We start from the raw sequence: 17,457 nt of genomic DNA, 5'->3' as shown, positions 1-17,457 counted from the left end.
CCGATGTCGCTGAAGCGGGGCATCGAGGCGGCGGTGGAGCGCGTGAGCGAGGAGCTCTCCAAGATCGCCAAGGATGTGGAGACGAAGGAGCAGATCGCTTCGACCGCCTCCATTTCCGCCGGTGACACCCAGATCGGCGAGATGATCGCCGAGGCCATGGACAAGGTGGGCAAGGAAGGCGTCATCACGGTCGAGGAGAGCAACGCCTTCGGGCTGGAGCTCGAGCTCACCGAGGGCATGCGCTTCGACAAGGGCTACATCTCCGGTTACTTCGTGACCGACCCGGAGCGCATGGAGGCCGTGCTCGACGACCCCTACCTCCTGGTCGTCAACTCCAAGATCTCCGCCAACAAGGACCTGCTGCCGCTGCTCGACAAGGTCGTGCAGGCCGGCAAGCCCCTGGTGATCATCGCTGAGGACGTCGAGGGCGAGGCCCTGGCCACCCTGGTCGTCAACAAGATCCGCGGCCTGTTCAAGTCCGTGGCCGTCAAGGCCCCCGGCTTCGGCGACCGCCGCAAGGCCATGCTGACCGACATCGCCGTCCTCACCGGCGGCCAGGTCATCAGCGAGGACGTCGGCCTCAAGCTCGAGACCGCCACCCTCGACCTGCTCGGCCGCGCCCGCCAGGTCATCGTCACCAAGGACGAGACCACCATCGTGGACGGCGCCGGTGACCCCGAGCAGATCGCGGGTCGGGTCAACCAGATCCGCGTCGAGATCGAGAACACCGACTCCGACTACGACCGCGAGAAGCTGCAGGAGCGCCTGGCGAAGCTGGCCGGCGGCGTGGCCGTCATCAAGGCCGGCGCGGCCACCGAGGTCGAGCTCAAGGAGCGCAAGCACCGCATCGAGGACGCCGTCCGCAACGCCAAGGCGGCCGTCGAGGAGGGCATCGTCCCCGGCGGTGGCGTGGCCCTGATCCAGGCCGGCGCCAAGGCGTTCGACAAGCTCGAGCTCCACAACGACGAGGCCACCGGCGCGTCGATCGTCCGCAAGGCGCTGGAGGAGCCGCTGAAGCAGATCGCCGTCAACGCCGGCCTCGAGGGCGGCGTCGTGGTCGAGCGGGTCCGCAACCTCGAGGTGGGTGTCGGCCTCAACGCCGCCACCGGCGAGTACGTCAACATGCTCGAGGCGGGCATCATCGACCCCGCCAAGGTGACGCGCTCGGCGCTGCAGAACGCCGCCTCCATCGCGGCCCTGTTCCTCACCACCGAGGCCGTCATCGCCGAGAAGCCCGAGAAGACCCCTGCCGCTCCCGCCATGCCCGGCGGCGGCGACATGGACTTCTGAGCCTCCGGCTCCAGCACCGAAAGGGCCATCCCCGCACCGCCGGGGGTGGCCCTTTCGGCGTTCCCGGAACCGGTGACCCATGTCACGTGAACGAAGCGCCGGTCCCGCGCATCGAACAAGTCGTGACGTCGGAAGGGCTGCGGCCGGAGGATCCCACGCGGCTCGGCGAGTACTGGCTGGCGGGACGGCTCGGCGCCGGCGGCCAGGGGGTCGTCTACGAGGCCTACGACCCGTCCGGCCGCCGGGTCGCGATCAAGGTGCTGCACGGCGACGCCGCGCGCGATCCCGAACTGCGCGACCGGTTCGGCCGGGAGGTGGCCTCGGCCCGCCGGGTGGCGTCGTTCTGCATCGCCCAGGTGATCGACGCGGCGCTCGACGCGCCACAGCCGTACATCGTCAGCGAGTACATCCAGGGGCCGAGCCTGCGCCGGGCGGTCGCCGAAGGGCGTACGTTCGCCGGGGACGACCTGCACCGCCTGGCCACCGCCGTCGCCACCGCGATCGCGGCGATCCACGACGCCGGCGTCGTCCACCGTGACCTCAAACCCGACAACGTCCTGCTCGGGCCGGACGGCCCCCGGGTCATCGACTTCGGGATCGCCCGCACGCTGGAGATGTCGCTCACCGCGACCGGCCTGGTCACCGGGACACCCATTTACATGGCACCGGAGGTGTTCACCGGGGAGCGGGCGGGACCGCCCGCCGACGTGTTCGCCTGGGGCGGCATCATGCTGTTCGCCGCCACCGGGGCCGACCCGTTCAAGGCCGAGAGCCTCGGCGGCGTCATGCACCGTGTGCTCTCCGAGGAGCCCGCTCTCGATGTGCTGCCGCGCTCGGTCCGGCCGCTGGTCTCGGCCGCCCTGTCGAAGGACCCGCTCGCCCGCCCCACCGCCCGCGACCTGCTCTACGGGCTGATCTCCGGCGTCGCGCCCGGCACCGACCTGCTGGCGGCCGGCACCGCCGAGGGCGGGCTGCTCAGCCCGCGCTCGGGGCGCGACCCGGGGCTCGGGATGGTCGCGGAGGAGGCTCACAGCCTGCTGGACGCGGCGCAGCGCGAGTTCGTGCCCGAGGTGTTCCTCCGGCTGGTCACCGTGGGTGACGACGGGGAGATCCGGGCCCGCCGGATGCCTCGCGCCGAACTGCTGGAGGGAAGGCCGGAGCAGGAGGCCGAGGCGGTCACGCGCGTCCTGCAGGTGTTCGCGTACCTGCTGACCGGGCGCGGCGACGAGATCGGGCTCGCCCGTCCCGCGCTGATCCAGGCCTGGCCCAGGCTGCGCGCGTGGGTGCAGGCCGAGCGGGAGGGGCTCGCCGTGCTCCGCGACATCACGGCGGCGGCGCGGCGCTGGAATCGCGGCGGTGACGGCGACCTGTTCCAGGGGGACCGGCTGGACGCCGCGCTGAGGTGGGCGGCGACCGCGCGGCGGCACCTGAGGCTGACCCGTCTGGAACGCGACTTCCTCGACGCGGGCTCCGCGCTGGCCCGCCGCCGGGCCGGCCGCCGCCGCGTCCTCGCCGTCACCCTGGCGGTGCTACTGGTGCTCTCCGTCGGGTTCGGCGCCGCGACGGTGTGGCAGAGCATCAACGTGGGCGAGCAGCGCGACCTCGCCGAGTCGCGCAGCATCGCCTCCACCGCCGACGGGCTCCGGGACACCGACCCGGTCAAGGCGATGCTGCTCAGCGCCGCCGCCTGGCGCCTCGGCCCGACGGTCGAGGCGCGCGCGGCCCTGCTGTCGTCCTTCGCCCAGCGGGAAAGGGCCGTGCTGACGCTCGGGGGCGCCGCGTCCGCGCTGAGCCGGGATGGGCGCACCGCCGCCTCGGCCGACGGCGAGGACGACCGGGTGACCATCTGGGACACGAGGTCGGGGAAACGGACGGGCGGCTGGGCCGGGCTCGGCATCCGCGGGCAGCGCCTGCATTCGATCGCGCTCAGCCACGACGGGGGGCTGCTCGCGGTCGCCGCGGGATCGTGGGTGCGGGTGTGGGACGTGCGGACCGGGAAGGCCACCGGCCGGAAGCTGGCGCTGGGCTCGAACCTGTTCGAGGGGCACTATCCGATCCAGATCGCGTTCGGCGCCGCGCCACGGGTGCTCATCGTCGGTTTCGCCGAGGCGGTGCGGCTGTGGAACATCGACACGGGCGTCGCCGGCCACAAGCAGCTGGGGTATCTCGCGGACGTCGACCCGTCGGGGCGGGTGGCGGCGATCGATGGCGTCGGTGAGCGTCCCCGCCTGTTCGACCAACCCGGTACGACGCCCCGGGCCACGCCCAAGGGCATCTGCGGAGGGCCCGTGCCCACGTGGATGGACGACGGCGCGGGCCCGCAGGCGCTCGCGTTCGGGCCCGGCGGGCGGACGCTGGCCTGCTTCGCCGACCAGGGGCTCACCCTGACCGACCTGACCAAAGGCGTCACCGGCGTCCCCTTCGGAACCGCGGCCAGCGGAGCGCCCGAAGTGATCTTCAGTGCGGACGGCCGCTTCCTCGCCGCTCGCGGCGCGGACTCCATCATGCTGTGGCGGGTGTCCGACCAGACCCTGCTGCTCACCCTCCCCACGGCCGCCGAGGCCACGCAGGTGCGCTTCGACGCCGACGGCCGGTCCCTGCGTTACATCCTGGACGACACGGTGCACACCGTGGAGATCGGCGATCTGGTGGGGAAGGTCGCGGGCCTCCCCGGCGACTACGCGGGTGTGGTGACGCCCGACGGGAAGCTGGTCGCGGACGACGCGCGTCTGCCGGGCACGCTCACCTTCCGGGACGTCGGCACCGGCAGGGCCTCCGGGTCACCGGTCCGATTCAAGCAGACGCTGGAGGACATCTCCTTCAGCCGCGATCAGCGGGTCGTGGCGGTCGTCGACGACTCCGGCCGCCGCATGTGGGCCCTGGACCGGGTGAACGGCCGCAGGCTCGCGACGACCTCGGTCCCGCAGCGGGACGGCTGGTCCGTCCACGGGACGGCGGTGACCGCGGATGGGTCCCGTGCCGTCGCCGTCGTCGCCACGCCCACCGCGGCCGAGGTGCGGCTGGGTGATCTGAAGGCGGGCGGCTGGCGGGTCGTCGCCCGGCTCGACGACACGGACGCGAGTACGGCGGCCTTCGCTCCCGATGGGCGCACCCTGGCCGTGCTCGGCGCCCGCGCCGGGTACCTCGTCGACGTCGACTCCGGGAAGGTGCGGACCTTCGCCGCGAGCGGCCAGCAGTTGATGACCGTCGCGTTCCATCCGGCCAAGCCCCTGCTGGTCACCGGTGACTTCTCCGGGCGGTTGATGCTCTGGGACACCCGGACGGGGGCGAGGCTCGGCCCGGCGCTGCACGCGGACGTCCGCCCGGTCGAGAGGCTGGCGTTCTCCGCGGACGGTGCGACGCTGGCGGCCGCGGGCGACAGGAGCGTCCAGCTGTGGGACTTGGCGACGGCCAAGGCGCTCGGCGAGCCGGTCGTCTCGTCCGGCGCGAATGTGCGGTCCGTCGCGTTCGGCCCCGGCGGTTCGTACCTGGCGGTGCTGGACGAACAGGGCGGGGTCCGGCTCACGCCGCTGGCGCCGGACGCCTTGGTGAAGGCGGTGTGCGGGCGGGCCGGCCGCACGCTAACGGTGCGAGAGTGGCAGGAATACCTGCCACGGGTGGCCTACATCGACGTGTGCGCCGGGACGTCGTGAGCTTCACGGCGACAGGGTGGTGGCCGCGCGTTCGACCGCGTCCAGGGCGCGGTCGAACAGGGCCGCGTGGTCCGCGGCGACCTGGTCCAGGCGCTCGCCCGCCGAGACCTTGCGCACGTTGATCGCGTAACTCGTGCGGAACGCGGCGACCGTGAACGCGGCCGTCATGCGGTACAGCGGGTCGTCGGGGTCGGCGCCGTCCGCCTCCGCCAGGAGCGCGGCGAGGAGGCCCTCCATCTCCTCCGCCCATTCCCGTAGCCGCGCCTGCAGGGCCGGTGAGTCGAGCACCACCTGCCAGAAGTACTGGTACCCCTCTCCGATGCCGGCCAGGGGGTGGCCTCGCCGCAGCAGGTCATGGAACAGGTGACGCAGCGCGGTCAGCGGTGTCACGCCCTGCGCCCGCCCGTGGATCGCGTCGGTCACCAGTTCCTCGGCCTCCGGGAACCTGTCGAAGAACAGGTCCTCCTTGCGGGGGAAGTAGTTGAAGACCGTCTTGGTGGAGACGTTCGCGGCCTCCGCGATCTCCGCGACCGTGACCTTGTCGAACCCCCTGTGCATGAAGAGGCCCGATGCCACGTCGGAGATCATCTGCCGGGTCTGCCGCTTCTTCCGTTCCCGAAGGCCGAGCTCGTCGTTCATAAGGAACACTATACTCACTAGAAAAGTACTGCTAATGTAAATTTCTAGTTGGTGTACGTAGTTCGAAGGGGGAGAGGCATGTCGTACGACGCGGACGTCGTGGTGGCCGGGGGAGGCCCGGTGGGGCTGATGCTGGCCTGCGAGCTGCGACTCGGGGGAGTCTCGGTCGTGGTGCTCGAACGGCTCACCGAAGTCAGCACCACCATCAAGGCCGGCGCGCTCAACGCGCCGAGCGTGGAGGCGCTGTACCGGCGCGGCCTGCTGCCGGCCCTGGCCGAGGCGCAGAAGCACAACATGGAGCAGTTGTCGGCCTTCATGCGGCAGCGCTCCACCGGCTCCTCGGAGCCGGCGGGCTCGGCGAGCGGGAGGCCGTCCTCCACGCCGGCCGAGCCCTCGGCCGCACCGCCGAAGCCCGCCGGACCGGGTACGGCTCCGCGCACGCCGCCGAAGTTCGCCGGGCACTTCGCCGGGATCATGCTGGACGGCAAATGGTTTGACGGCGACGACCCCGGATTCGGCGGGCTCGGGCCCGCCGGTGAGATCGGCTTCGTGAACCAGCAGCAGCTGGAGATGATCCTCGGTGAGCGCGCCGCCGAGCTCGGCGTCGACCTGCGCCGGGGTGTCGAGCTGACCGGCTTCGACGCCGACGCCGACGGGGTGACGGTCGCGACGACCGGCCCGTCCATCCGCGCCCGGTGGCTGGTCGGCTGCGACGGAGGCAGGAGCACGGTCCGCAAGCTCGCAGGCTTCGACTTCCCCGGCACCGACCCGGAGATCACCGCCTATCAGGCGCTGGCCGAGATGGACGGGACGCAGGACCTGGGGGCCGGCTGGAACAGCACTCCCACCGGGATCTACGCCCACGGCCCGGTGCCCGGCCGCATCCTCACCGTCCAGTTCACCGGCCCCCGCGCCGACCGCGACGCACCGGTCACCGAAGAGGAGCTGGAGGAGTCCATCCGCCACGTCACCGGAGCCGACATCCGGGTCAAGGAGATCAGGAGCGCGACCCGCTTCACCGACAATGCGCGCCAGGCCTCGACGTACCGGCTCGGCCGCGTGCTCCTCGCCGGCGACGCGGCGCACGTCCACTCGCCGTTCGGCGGCCAGGGGCTGAACCTCGGGCTCGGGGACGCGGTGAACCTCGGCTGGAAGCTCGCCGCGACCATCCGGGGATGGGCGCCGGAAGGGCTGCTCGACAGCTACACCAGCGAGCGGCATCCCATCGGCGCCTGGGTGCTCGACTGGACGCGCGCCCAGGTGGCGCTCATGCGGCCGGAGGTCAAGGCCAGGGCGCTGCGGGAGGTCGTGCGCGAACTCACCCAGACGGTCACCGGCACCACGTTCCTGGTGAAGAAGATCTCGGGCGTCTGGCAGCGGTACGACATCCCGGGCGACCACCCGCTGGTCGGCGCGAGCGCGCCGGACCTGGAGTTCGGCGACGGTTCCCGGCTGGCCGACCACCTGCGGGACGGCAAGGGCCTGCTCGTGGACCCGTCCGGCACGCTGGCGGCCGCGGTGGACGGATACGGTGACCGCCTGAACGTGATCCCGGCGAACTGCCCGGAACGTCCTGACCTGCTGGGGCTCTTCGTCCGGCCCGACGGTTTCGTCGCCTGGGCCGCCGAGGGGACGGACGCCGGCCCGGACCCGCTGCGAAAGGCCGTCGCGACCTGGCTCGGTGCCCCTGGCCTGCATTCCTAGAGAATGTCAACCGCCTCAGAGAGGTGATAAGGCGCTCCCAAGTGGCCACCAAGGGTCCGGACGCAGCATTGATTCATCGAAATACGGCGACCGACCGGAAACAGTCACGATCCACCGGAAACGGTCGGCGGTGACGGCTGGAAAACGGCCGATACTCGCCGGCCGGAAACGGTCGCCGTCGAATTCGGAACGTCCGGAACCTTGCTTGAGGAGAGCCTGATGAACATGCGTACCACCGTCCGTGCCCTGGCCGCGATCACCGCCCTCGCCGGAGGGCTGCTGACCACGGCCGGCACGGCTTCGGCCGCGACCACCTACGGGGCCGGCAACTACGTCTCGATCGCCCCCGGTGCCACCACGCAGCTTCGCGTCATGTGCCCCTCGTACGCCCCGACCATGATCCCCGGCAGTGTCTCCTTCACCACCAAGCCCGGCGCGACGGTCCTCGGGTACAGCGTCGACACCGACTCCGACCGGTGGAGCCGGGACATGCTGACCGCCACCGTCCAGAACACCTCCGCCGCCTGGAGCGGAGCCTGGGTCAACGTCACCTGCACCAACTGATCAGCCGCGCGGAAGGCCCTGGAGCCGGCGAGCCTGGGGCACGCCGGCCAAGGGGGCATCTGCCGCTTGCCGTCGGCACGGGTCCAGAACACCGTTTCGGCCCCCCAGACGGTGCCGTCGTGGCCCGGGCCACGAGCAGCGGCCGGCACGGTCCTGCGGCCCGCTGTGGGACGAGGTGGGGTGACGAAAGTCAGGGGCGGGGGCGGCCCATCGTCGGATGTGGCCGGGTACCTCCCGCTCCTACCGTCGATGACCATGCAACAGTGCAACCGCAGGGGCGCGGTGAAGAAGCTGGCCGCCGGGCTCGGACTGGCCGGCATGCTCCTCCTGACGCTCCTCCCCGCTCCCGCAGTAGCCGGCGCTCATCGTGGCGCGACCGTGGACGCCGCCGCCGTCGACCGCTACGTGAACGACTACCTCCGGCGGACCGATCTTCCCGGTGCCGTCGTCGCCGTCACCAAGGGCGACCAGGTCGTGAGCGCCAACGGCTACGGGCACGACGCCGAGGGCAGGCCCATGACGGCGCGGACGCGGGTGCCCGTGGCCTCGCTGTCGAAGTCGTTCACCGCGCTCGCCGTCATGCAACTGGTCGAGGCCGGCAAGGTGGACCTGGACACCCCGGTCCGGCGGTACCTCCCCGAGTTCACGATGGCCGACCCCCGGGCCGCCAGGATCACCGTGCGGGAGTTGCTGAACCAGACCTCCGGGATGGCCGACTCGGCCTTCCCCGACCTGACACTGTCCCAGCCGGACACGCTCGCCGGCGCCGTGGCGAGGATGCGGGACGCGAAGCTCGCCTACGAGCCCGGCACGACCATGAGGTACCACAACCCCAACTTCTTCGTCGCCGCCCGCCTGGTCGAGGTCGTCTCCGGGACGCCCTTCGCCCGGTACATGGCCGAGAAGGTGTTCACGCCGCTCGGCATGGAGAGCACCACCACGGTCGACACCACGCAGGACATGCCGGACCAGGCCAAGGGGTACATCCGCGCCTACGGCCAGGTGATCCCGCGCTCCCAGCCCCGCTGGTTCACCAACGGCAGCCATGGGGTCGTCACCACCGCCGCCGACCTGGCCCGCTGGCTGGTCATGCAGAACAACGGCGGGCGGACCGCCGCCGACCGGCAGATCATCTCCAGCCGGAGCATCGAGACCATGCGGACCCCTCCCAAGGGGGGCAACTACGCCATGGGCTGGTCGACCTACAAACCCGAGAACGAGCCCGTCCGGATCCAGCACACCGGCGAGCTGCTGACCCACAACTCCATGCAGGTCCTGCTCCCGGACAGCGGCTACGGCATCGCCGTCGTCGCCAACACCGCCATGATCTCCGGTGACGACAGCAACCACCTCGCCGAGGGGCTGGTGGAGCTGGCCGAGGGCCGGACCCCGGAGGCGACCACACCGTTCACGACGACGGCCGACCCGGTGCTGGCCGTCCTCACCCTGCTCGCCCTGGCGCTCGGCGTGCTCGGCGTCCTGCGTTCGAGGAAGTGGGCCGTGCGCAGGGCCGGCCGGCCGCTGTGGCGGGCGGTGCTGCGGCTGCTGCCGCAGGCCGTCCTCGTCGCGGCCTTCGTCATGCTCCCCGACCTGCTCGGCTTCCTGATGAACGGCCGCAAGGGCACGCTGGACCAGGTCACCTACGCCTGGCTCGCCCTCTACGTCTGGTTCGCCGCGATGGCCCTCGCGGGCCTGGCCGTGATCGCGACCCGCGGCTTCCACCTCCTCCGGCTCCGCGCGAACCGCTGAAGCCTGGCAGCGCGGGAGGCCCTGCGGGCGAATGTTCACCCGCAGGGCCTTCCGCATGTCAGTGGGTCAGAGGGCTACGCGGCCGGAACGGATGAGCGCCCGGTACCCCTCGATGAGCTGCTCAGGTGTGACCACGGGAGGGGTGACGCACCCAGGTTCAGATCGCCGAGGCCGATGTCGTTGACGCCGATGAGAGTGATCACCGTGCGCACCCCGGGCTGGTCCAGCACGTCGCGGGCGAAACGGCCCACGCCCTTGTCACCGGCGAAGCAAGGGTGGTCGGTGAGCAGCATGTTGCCGTTGATCCCGGCGTTGAGCACGCCCCCTCGGCCTGCCGGCCGCCGCCAGCCGCTCGGCGAGCTCGTCGGGGTAACGGTTGTCGGCGCCAGGTGTCGAGCCGGCTCCGTCGGTGATCGAATCGCCGAAGGCCACCACCGCGCCTCTGGCCCTGCCGGGCCCTCCGGCGACGTCCACGCCGGCCAGGTAGTACCACGAGTGGCTGGTCTCCCCGGCGAAGGCCCGGGTGCTGTGTCAGCCCCGGCCGAGGACGCAGAACTCGTTGCCCTCCGGATCGGCCAGAACCGTCCACGGCACGTCGCCCTGGCCGAGGTCGACGTCGGTGGCGCCGAGGGTGCGCAGACGAACCACCTCCGCTTCCTTGTCTTCAATGGGGTACGGCACCAGGTCGAGATGGACGCGGGTCCACACGGTCTTCACGCCGGGCGTCGTGCGGCGGAACTCCAGATACGGGCCGACGCCTTCGGCGGAGCGCAGCCGTGCGTGATCGTCGGTCGCCTCGTGCAGGGTCCAGCTCATCACCTGGTCCCAGAACCCGGCCATGGCCCTAGGGTCGGCGCAGTCGACCACCACCACGGCGATCGGCCCGGTGTCCAGGTAGACCTCCTGGGGCTCCAGCACGCGGAACACGTTGCCCTCCGGATCGGCCAGAACCGTCCCCGGGAGGCCACCCAGGTCTGCGTCGGCGGGCGTCGCGCCGAGCTCCTTCAGGCGCGCGACCATCTCCGCCTGATGGGCCGCGGAGGTGGTGGCCAGTTCGAGGTGCGCGCGGTACTTCACCGTTTCGGGGTCCGGGACGGCGATGACATCGATGCCGACCTCGGCGGGGTCCTGCCAGGTGAAGTCCACGGGTTGAACGCTGGTCGCACCGACCTCCCCGCTGGAAGCACGCCAGCCGAGCGCCTCCGCCCAGAACCGGCCGAGGGCTGCATCATTTCGAGCCTTGAAGTTCACCTGAACAAGCCGCAGCGCCATGCCGCCGATCATAGGTCCGGATGGATGAGGGAACCGCGCCCGCATGCGCCCGCCGAAGGCGGGTCGGCGGGGAGGAGGAAACCAGCTCGTTGACCCTCGGCAGGGCCCCTCAGACCTTCAGTGGCGCGTTGATCACCTTCTGCTCCTGAGAGATCATGGCCCTGCACGCCGTCTGCAGCGACCGTGCGTCCTCCGTCACCTTCCCGGCGGCGTCGGCGATACGGTCGAAAAAGTCCTTCATCGAATGCCACTTCTCCACCTGGAACCCGCAGAAGCTGGCCGCCACCCCTCCGGACAGGAGCACCCGGGTCAGCGAGGTCCAGTTCAGCGCCAGCAGGGCGACGGCCGTGCTGATATGGACGTGGGTCTGGTTGGAGAGGTATTCGTCCAACGCCTTGGCGACGTCACCGCACAGAGTGCTCATGTCCCGGCTCAGGGCCGAGAAGCGGGAGATCGCCGGGACGAAGGCCGAATGGACGTACTTGACGAAAGCGTCGGAGGAGTCGCCGATCCAGTCGGCCATGTACCGGTTGAGCGCGTCGTCGATCGCCTCGGTGATCCCGCCGCCGGATCCCGTCGCCTCTGCGATGTTGTGCCATCTCTGCTGTTCCGCCACGAACGGCTGCGGGTCGCGCTCGTTCGGCACCACCAGTCCGATGTCGAAGCTCGCGATCGCCAGGTCGGCGCCGAATCCGACCAAGGTCCGGGCGAGGAGGCCACGCGACGATCGCAGGGCCCAGAGCGCGGGTGAGTTGCGCATGTAGTCCTGGGGGGTGGAGATGACCCCCATCTTCCGCATGGTGTCGACCACGGGCTTGGCGGAGGTCCACGACTGTCTCAGCGATCGAAAGGTGCGCGGCAGGTTCACCAAGGTGTTCACGGCGGCCGCGTCCGTCGCGTAGTACTGCCATCCTTCGTGGTGGCCGACAGGCTTCGCCTGCTCGATGTCCTTGATCAGCCGCAGGGCGGGAGAGTCGTAGAGTGCCTTGGCGACGTCGTACGCGGCGATGCCGGCCACCTTGTCCGCCGCGCCGTAGTTGCCGATCACGGTGATCAGTCGTTCGACGATGTCATGGGCGACCCCGCCGACGCCGTTGACGGTGGTCGTGCCGCCCACGGCCTCGCTCATGCTCTGGCGCCCCGCGTCGTAGGCGTGATGGGCCTGTTGCCCGAATTTCGGCCAGGCGCCGGACGGGATGTCGGTGTAGTCGGCGATGCCGGAGCTGATGTGGTCGAAGAGGTAGGCGATCTCTTTGACGCCGTAGGCCAGGTCGGCAAGGGCTGCCACCTGGACGTCGTATCCGCCGTGTCCCGCCATCGATCTCGACCTCGCTCCCGTCTCCGCCTCGGCGCGCATCCCCAGCCGGTCCCACGTCTTCGCGGCACCGATGGAGACACCGGCTGGAACTTGGAGGGCAGTCTTCCCGATCTTGAGGGAAACGTCCAGATGCGTCCGGTCGATGCGGCGCGGTGGCGGGTCACGGTCCTGTCCCGTTTCCGCCATCTAGGATCGTGCCATGTCAGAACAGCTCGGCCTGCGTGAACGCAAGAAGCGGGAGACCCGGCAGCGGATCTCCGACATCGCCATGGGCCTGTTCATGACACGGGGCTTCGACAACGTCACCGTGGCGGAGGTCGCCCGGGTGGCCGACGTCTCGGTCAACACCGTCTTCAACTACTTCAAGACGAAGGAAGACCTGTTCCTCGACCGTCAGGAATGGTACGAGGACGAGCCGAGCCGCATCGTCCGCGAACGGCGGCCCGGCGAGTCGGTGATCGCGGCGCTGCGCCGCGACTTCCTGGACGCCATCGAGCAGCGTCACTGGCGCAGCGGGCTGCAGGAGGGCATGGAGGTCTTCATCAGGACGATCAACGAGAGTCCCGCTCTGACCGCCCGGATGCGCGAGCTGGCCGAGCGTCGCGAGGCCCGTTTCGCCGAGACCCTGGCCGACGAGACCGACGCGGACGACGACGACATCAGGCCCGCGCTGGTCGCGGCCCAGATCAGCGCCGTGACCCGGACCTTGGCGGCCATCGGCATGCGACGCAAGATGGCGGGCGAGACGTTCGAGCAGATCGCCTCCGACGTCCGCGCCCAGGCCGAGCTCGCCTTCGACCTGCTGGAGAAGGGCATCGGCGACTACGGCGTCCGCTGAGCTCGTCCAGCCCCGGATGTCCGTTCGCTCGTGATCCTCATCGCCGCGATCACCGCCATCACGGCCGGCCCCTCACGGCTTGCGGAACTGCTCGATCAGTGCCGCGTAGCCGCTGCCGCCGTGCCCGTCGGCCGCCGCCCGGTCGGCCAGCGCCTTGACGAACCTCGGCAGTTCGGCGTTGACACCGAGGGACTCGCTCTCGTGGATGACGTGCTCCATCGCGGCCAGATGGGTGTCGATGGTCGAGTCGAAGGCCGGGTACGTCCCGTCGTCGATCTGCCGCGCGTAGGCGGACACCCAGCCGTTCACGGTTTCGATCCCCTTGCCCGCGATCGGGGCGAAGACCGTGGCGTCCACGCCCGCCGCGCCGAGCAGGGCGGCACCCTGAAGGAAGTCGTTGAGGATGTTCCACATCAGGCTCAGGACGGCCACGTCGTACAGTGACGACAGGCCGTGGTCCTCACCGAGGTACGTCGTGCCCGCGCCGAGGCTCCGCAGAGCCGGCTCGTGCAGGTCGAAGGCCGCCTCGGCCCGCTGTGGAGGATGACGGCGTCGGCTCCGACGGCCTGAGGGGTGGCCAGGATCGCGCCGTCGAGGTAGGCCCCGCCCCGCCGCGCCACCCACTCGGCGGTCTCACGGGCCCCTTGGGAGGTGCCGGAGGTCAGGTTGACCAGGACCCGGCCGTCGAGCTCGTCGTTCAGCGGATCGAGGAGCTCGTGCACGGCCTCGTGGTCAGCTGCGTTACTACGAGGCCCAGGGCCTGCTCGAGCCCGGCCGCGGCGCCAACGGTTACCGCGAGTACGGTGACGACGCCGTCCTGACCGTGGCGCAGATCAGGAAGCTGCTCGAAGCCGGACTGTCGACCCAGCAGATCGCCTACCTGCTGCCCTGCGCCACCGGCGCCGCCCCCGACCTGGAGCCCTGCCCCGAGCTCCTGGACACCCTGCGGACCCGCCTGCACGGGCTGGACGAACACATCGGCACGCTCGTCCGCTCCCGCCAGGCCCTGCACGACTACATCGACGCCACCGAACGGCGGGTGTCGACGTCGGCCGGGCTGCGCCGGTGTTGATTCACAGGGCGGCGCAGGCGCCGAGGTAGCCGGAGAGCATGGCGCGGGCGAGGCGGGCCACGTCGTCGTCGCTGGGGAGGAACCGGTCGCTGTGCAGGGAGAAGTCGGTCTGGGTCCTCACGAACAGCATGACCGACGGCATCCGCTCGGCGAAGAAGGAGAAGTCGTCCGCGCACCGACCGCAGGGTCTCGGAGACCTCCAGACCGTGGGCCCGCAGCAGGCCGGACACGCGGGCCACCAGGCGCGGGTCGTTCTCGAGCACCGGTTCGCCCTTCACCAGCGTCACCCGCGCCTCGCACCCGTGGGCCCGCGCCACCGACTCCGCCACCTCGGTGACCCTCTGGTGCAGCAGCTCCCGGGTCGCCGTCGAGAGCGCCCGTATGGTGCCGCGCGCCGTCGCGACGCCGGGGACGACGTTGGCGGCCTCCCCGGCGCGCAGCGAGGAGACGCCCACCACGGCCGGCGCCATGGGGTCGATCGACCGGCTGACGACGCTCTGCAACGCCACCACGGTGTGCGACAGGGCGAGGACGGGGTCGCGGGTGAGGTGTGGATAGGCGGCGTGCCCCGATTCGCCGTGCACGGTGATCTCGAATTCGTCCGCCGAGGCGTTCACCCCGCCCGGTACGCAGGCGACGACGCCGGGCGCGAGCACCGGCTGCACGTGTGCGCCGATCATCGCCTCGCACCGTTCGGCCTCCAGCACGCCGCTCTCGACGATGTCCTGCGCTCCCGACGGATAGGTCTCCTCCCGCGGCTGCAGGACCAGCAGCAACGCCCTCGGCCCGCCCATCCGGTGAACGGCGCGGGCGGTCGCGACCAGCGCCGCCAGGTGCGCGTCGTGCCCGCAGGCGTGCATGACGCCGGGGGCGCGGGAACTCCACTCGACGCCGGTCGCCTCGGTCACGGCGAGCGCGTCGAGCTCCCCGCGCACCCCGACGGCCGGCCCCGGCCCGCCGACGCGGACGACCGCGCCCGTCTCGGCGACCTTGGTCAGCGGCAGCCCGGCGGGCAGCGCCGAGAGGACGGCGTCCCGTGTGGCGGACTCGTCGCCGGACAGGTCCGGCGAGGTGTGCAGCAGACGCCGTAACGCGAGCGCCGCGGGCAGCTCCTCCGCGAGCGCCGCCCACAGCTCGGCGTGCTCGGTCATGCGTGCCTCCGTCGGCGGGGCGGGCGGGCAAGCGCCGCCCGCGGCGAAGGCCGGCCGGTCACGCGGGCCCCCTGCCCGTGGATCGGGCGGACGTTCATGCCGGCTCCAGCCCGTACACGCGGGCCGCGTTCGTGCGGCCGATCATCTCCGCCACGCGCAGGGCGTCCGACGGGGTCCATTCGCCCTCGTCCACCCACGCCGACAGCGCCCGGGTCATGCCACGGCGCCACAGCACCGCGCCGAGGTAGTGCAGCTCCGGCGGCCCCCAGGCGTCCGAGGAGTAAAGGATCTTCGCGAAGGGCGCGAGCTCCAGGCTCTCGGCCACGATCGCGTCCGAGCGCGCCCCGGTGTAGTTGATCGCCAGCCCGACGTCGAAGTACACGTGCGGGAACACCTGGGCCAGATACCCGGCGTTGCGCTGGTAGGGGTAGCAGTGCAGCAGAAGGATGTCGGAACCGGTGTGCTCGACCGCCTTGAGCCAGCGGGTCAGCAGCAGCGGGTCGCAGCGGTGCAGTTCCACGTCGGGGTCGCCGTATCCGGTGTGGAGCTGCAGCGGCAGGCCGGTCTCGACCCCCGCCCAGAGCAGCATCCGCAGCAGCACCGGGTCGGCGACGCGAGCGGGCGCGCCCTGGCCGATCTCCCGCAGCCAGTCGCCCGCGGCCCGGCGCACTTCGGCGTCGGACGGCGGGGCCGGGTCGAAGTCGAAGCCGTGACGGTAGGCCACGATGCTCTTCAGCCCGACCGCGTCGCGTGTCCGTTCCTCCAGGACGCGGCGGAAGCCGTCCCGCAGGCCCTCCGCCGAGCCGGCGGTCGCCGCGACCTCCTCCAGCACCGCTTCCAACCGCACGACCTCGTCCACCCGGGCGCCGGAGGCGGACGCCATCTCGGCGAGGCCGAGGATCTGGTCGCCCTTGTAGCCCGTCTCCACCAGCCAGTGCGCGGTCCCGCTCGCGCGCAGGAACGTGCGGGCCAGCTCGACGGGCGGGACGGCCGAGCGCGCGGCCCAGTAGTCGTCCGCGCTCGCCGACGGCGCGAGGCCCAGCAGCGGCGCGCAGTGCCTCCGGACGGCGAAACCGATCTGGGAGTCCATCTGCGTCATCCACGGCGGGATCGGCCGGTCGGACTCGGTGATCAGCTCCTCGAACGCGCGCCGCTCCACCCGGTCGCGCAGCGCGCCGTGGACGTGGTGGTCGACCAGGGCGATCGCGTCGATCCCGGCTTCGAGGTCAGTAGACATCGGCGATCCTCCGGCACATCTCTTCCCGCTCAAGGCCTTCGACCAGCGCGAGCTCGGTCCGCTTGACGTCGACGTGCGTGCGCAGCAGGTCGCCGTCGAACCAGCCGCGCACGACGTCGTCCTTGTCCAGCTCGTCGAGCGCCTCCTCCAGCGATCCCGGCAGGGACGGGACGCCGGACAGCTCCGCCTCGGTGCACTCCTCCGGCCACACCTCGGGGACGGCGTACCCCGCGGTGAGGCCCCGCAGACCGGCCCGGACGAGCGCGCCGATCACCAGCCACGGGTTGGCGGTGGCGTCGGCGGCACGGAACTCCAGGTTGAACTGCCGCGCCGCGTCCTCGTTCGCGCCTGTCGGGCAGATGCGCAGCAGGGCCTCGCGGTTGCGCTCGGCGAGGAAGACCCCTCCGGCGCTCCACCGGTGCGGGGTGAGCCGCAGGAACGACACGGGGCTGGGGGCGGTGATCGCCGTGATCGCGCGGGCGTGGGTCAGGATGCCGGCGGCGAAGCGTCCGCCGAGCTCCGACAGCCGCCCCGGCCGTCCGGCGTCGAACAGCACGGGCTCGCCGGTCTCGGCGTCGCGCAGGGAGAGGTGGACGTGCACGCCGTTGCCGACGCCATCAGCGGTGACGCCCTGCGCTCCTGGACCTCGTCCCGCAGCGCCTGCTGGAACTGCTTGTAGCCGTCGAAGTCCAGATGCGCGACGAACCTCACCACCGTCAGCGCGCTCACCCCCGCCCGCTGGGCGAGCTCGTGCGTCGAGCCGAGCCCCGCCGACGGGTAGTGCGCCAGGAGCGCACGCGCCACCTTGCGCTCGCCCGCCGAGAGCTGCCCCATGCGGCTGCGGATCCGCTCAGCCACACTCGAACTCGCCCCCGCCCCGGTCACGGCAGTCATGTACGCGGCTCTCCTCACGTTCCGTTTCAGCTGCAAGGTACAGCTTCGCCGGGCTGCCCACCTCGACGAGCGCGGA

18 protein-coding genes are annotated in these 17,457 nt (G+C 71.3%); 7 read left to right on the top strand and 11 right to left on the bottom strand.

From position 1 onward, the window contains the following. A partial coding sequence (gene groL / locus KIK05_RS45315) for a chaperonin GroEL (RefSeq protein WP_214417132.1) occupies nt 1-1,290 on the top strand: 1,290 nt, incomplete at its 5' end. Between the two features lie 122 nt (nt 1,291-1,412). Further along, the gene (locus KIK05_RS45310) at nt 1,413-4,943 is read left to right on the top strand and encodes a WD40 repeat domain-containing serine/threonine protein kinase (RefSeq protein ID WP_214417131.1); all 3,531 of its coding nucleotides are present in this window, start codon (nt 1,413-1,415) and stop codon (nt 4,941-4,943) included. Nucleotides 4,944-4,946: 3 nt separating this feature from the next. Here the strand turns inward: KIK05_RS45310 and KIK05_RS45305 are convergent, their stop codons facing one another. Continuing rightward, nucleotides 4,947-5,582 carry a TetR/AcrR family transcriptional regulator gene (locus tag KIK05_RS45305; RefSeq protein ID WP_214417130.1) on the bottom strand — a complete coding sequence of 212 codons (636 nt, stop codon included), beginning with the start codon at nt 5,580-5,582 and terminating at the stop codon, nt 4,947-4,949. Nucleotides 5,583-5,660: 78 nt separating this feature from the next. Between KIK05_RS45305 and KIK05_RS45300 the strand changes: the two genes are divergently transcribed. The 3 genes from KIK05_RS45300 (at nt 5,661) to KIK05_RS45290 (ending at nt 9,599) form a co-directional block, all read left to right on the top strand. Beyond that, nucleotides 5,661-7,286 carry an FAD-dependent monooxygenase gene (locus KIK05_RS45300; protein ID WP_214417129.1) on the top strand — a complete coding sequence of 542 codons (1,626 nt, stop codon included), beginning with the start codon at nt 5,661-5,663 and terminating at the stop codon, nt 7,284-7,286. A gap of 219 nt (nt 7,287-7,505) precedes the next feature. Further along, nucleotides 7,506-7,850: a hypothetical protein gene (locus KIK05_RS45295; protein WP_214417128.1), complete on the top strand. Its 345-nt coding sequence runs from the start codon at nt 7,506-7,508 to the stop codon at nt 7,848-7,850. 255 nt (nt 7,851-8,105) lie between these two features. After that, nucleotides 8,106-9,599 carry a serine hydrolase domain-containing protein gene (locus tag KIK05_RS45290; protein WP_214417127.1) on the top strand — a complete coding sequence of 498 codons (1,494 nt, stop codon included), beginning with the start codon at nt 8,106-8,108 and terminating at the stop codon, nt 9,597-9,599. Nucleotides 9,600-9,673: 74 nt separating this feature from the next. Here KIK05_RS45290 and KIK05_RS45285 read toward each other — a convergent pair whose 3' ends face one another. The 4 genes from KIK05_RS45285 to KIK05_RS45275 form a co-directional block, all read right to left on the bottom strand. Next, nucleotides 9,674-9,919 (bottom strand): SGNH/GDSL hydrolase family protein, encoded by a 246-nt coding sequence (locus KIK05_RS45285; RefSeq protein ID WP_214417126.1) that lies wholly within the window; start codon nt 9,917-9,919, stop codon nt 9,674-9,676. Further along, nucleotides 9,858-10,031 carry an SGNH/GDSL hydrolase family protein gene (locus KIK05_RS49660; protein ID WP_372455668.1) on the bottom strand — a complete coding sequence of 58 codons (174 nt, stop codon included), beginning with the start codon at nt 10,029-10,031 and terminating at the stop codon, nt 9,858-9,860. Before KIK05_RS49660 ends, KIK05_RS45285 begins: the two co-directional genes overlap by 62 nt. Nucleotides 10,032-10,130: 99 nt before the next feature. Beyond that, nucleotides 10,131-10,871, bottom strand: a complete 741-nt coding sequence (locus tag KIK05_RS45280) for a VOC family protein (RefSeq protein WP_214417125.1) — start codon at nt 10,869-10,871, stop codon at nt 10,131-10,133. 109 nt (nt 10,872-10,980) lie between these two features. Next, nucleotides 10,981-12,189 (bottom strand): hypothetical protein, encoded by a 1,209-nt coding sequence (locus KIK05_RS45275; protein ID WP_214417124.1) that lies wholly within the window; start codon nt 12,187-12,189, stop codon nt 10,981-10,983. A 199-nt stretch (nt 12,190-12,388) separates the two neighbouring features. On the opposite strand from KIK05_RS45275, the gene KIK05_RS45270 reads away from it, so the two are divergent. Continuing rightward, entirely contained in the window at nt 12,389-13,027 is a 639-nt protein-coding gene (locus tag KIK05_RS45270; RefSeq protein WP_214417123.1) for a TetR/AcrR family transcriptional regulator, read from the top strand. 72 nt (nt 13,028-13,099) lie between these two features. Here KIK05_RS45270 and KIK05_RS45265 read toward each other — a convergent pair whose 3' ends face one another. Both KIK05_RS45265 and KIK05_RS45260 read right to left on the bottom strand, forming a co-directional pair. Then, nucleotides 13,100-13,459, bottom strand: a complete 360-nt coding sequence (locus tag KIK05_RS45265) for an imine reductase family protein (protein WP_214417122.1) — start codon at nt 13,457-13,459, stop codon at nt 13,100-13,102. Continuing rightward, nucleotides 13,447-13,749 carry a hypothetical protein gene (locus KIK05_RS45260; protein WP_214417121.1) on the bottom strand — a complete coding sequence of 101 codons (303 nt, stop codon included), beginning with the start codon at nt 13,747-13,749 and terminating at the stop codon, nt 13,447-13,449. The genes KIK05_RS45265 and KIK05_RS45260 overlap by 13 nt, the downstream gene beginning before the upstream one ends. 14 nt (nt 13,750-13,763) lie before the next feature. On the opposite strand from KIK05_RS45260, the gene KIK05_RS45255 reads away from it, so the two are divergent. Next, complete coding sequence (locus KIK05_RS45255) at nt 13,764-14,099, top strand: MerR family transcriptional regulator (RefSeq protein ID WP_214417134.1); 336 nt, start codon at nt 13,764-13,766, stop codon at nt 14,097-14,099. Here the strand turns inward: KIK05_RS45255 and KIK05_RS45250 are convergent. The 4 genes from KIK05_RS45250 to KIK05_RS45235 form a co-directional block, all read right to left on the bottom strand. Further along, nucleotides 14,042-15,250: a M20 metallopeptidase family protein gene (locus KIK05_RS45250; RefSeq protein WP_214417120.1), complete on the bottom strand. Its 1,209-nt coding sequence runs from the start codon at nt 15,248-15,250 to the stop codon at nt 14,042-14,044. The genes KIK05_RS45255 and KIK05_RS45250 overlap by 58 nt on opposite strands. A gap of 94 nt (nt 15,251-15,344) precedes the next feature. After that, nucleotides 15,345-16,487, bottom strand: coding sequence for an amidohydrolase family protein (locus KIK05_RS45245; RefSeq protein WP_214417119.1), 1,143 nt, complete (start codon nt 16,485-16,487; stop codon nt 15,345-15,347). Beyond that, on the bottom strand, nt 16,477-17,088 hold the full coding sequence (locus tag KIK05_RS45240; protein ID WP_214417118.1) for a type I glutamate--ammonia ligase: 612 nt from the start codon (nt 17,086-17,088) through the stop codon (nt 16,477-16,479). The genes KIK05_RS45245 and KIK05_RS45240 overlap by 11 nt, the downstream gene beginning before the upstream one ends. Continuing rightward, nucleotides 16,974-17,381 carry a MurR/RpiR family transcriptional regulator gene (locus KIK05_RS45235; protein WP_250564538.1) on the bottom strand — a complete coding sequence of 136 codons (408 nt, stop codon included), beginning with the start codon at nt 17,379-17,381 and terminating at the stop codon, nt 16,974-16,976. Before KIK05_RS45235 ends, KIK05_RS45240 begins: the two co-directional genes overlap by 115 nt. Nucleotides 17,382-17,457: the final 76 nt, after the last annotated feature.

The organism is Sphaerisporangium fuscum, from assembly GCF_018531465.1.
In the GTDB taxonomy this organism is placed as follows: domain Bacteria; phylum Actinomycetota; class Actinomycetes; order Streptosporangiales; family Streptosporangiaceae; genus Sphaerisporangium; species Sphaerisporangium fuscum.
Note: the sequence above shows the minus strand (reverse complement) of the source record. Positions and strands in the feature narration are given on the sequence as shown.

Bases quoted from the DNA above. Each gene is read 5' to 3' on its own strand.
- KIK05_RS45305 (WP_214417130.1), bottom strand. From the start codon at position 5,582: ATGAACGACGAGCTCGGCCTTCGGGAACGGAAGAAGCGGCAGACCCGG.
- KIK05_RS45300 (WP_214417129.1), top strand. From the start codon at position 5,661: ATGTCGTACGACGCGGACGTCGTGGTGGCCGGGGGAGGCCCGGTGGGG.
- KIK05_RS45295 (WP_214417128.1), top strand. From the start codon at position 7,506: ATGAACATGCGTACCACCGTCCGTGCCCTGGCCGCGATCACCGCCCTC.
- KIK05_RS45290 (WP_214417127.1), top strand. From the start codon at position 8,106: ATGCAACAGTGCAACCGCAGGGGCGCGGTGAAGAAGCTGGCCGCCGGG.
- KIK05_RS45280 (WP_214417125.1), bottom strand. From the start codon at position 10,871: ATGGCGCTGCGGCTTGTTCAGGTGAACTTCAAGGCTCGAAATGATGCA.
- KIK05_RS45275 (WP_214417124.1), bottom strand. From the start codon at position 12,189: ATGGCGGGACACGGCGGATACGACGTCCAGGTGGCAGCCCTTGCCGAC.
- KIK05_RS45270 (WP_214417123.1), top strand. From the start codon at position 12,389: ATGTCAGAACAGCTCGGCCTGCGTGAACGCAAGAAGCGGGAGACCCGG.
- KIK05_RS45250 (WP_214417120.1), bottom strand. From the start codon at position 15,250: ATGACCGAGCACGCCGAGCTGTGGGCGGCGCTCGCGGAGGAGCTGCCC.
- KIK05_RS45245 (WP_214417119.1), bottom strand. From the start codon at position 16,487: ATGTCTACTGACCTCGAAGCCGGGATCGACGCGATCGCCCTGGTCGAC.
- KIK05_RS45235 (WP_250564538.1), bottom strand. From the start codon at position 17,381: ATGACTGCCGTGACCGGGGCGGGGGCGAGTTCGAGTGTGGCTGAGCGG.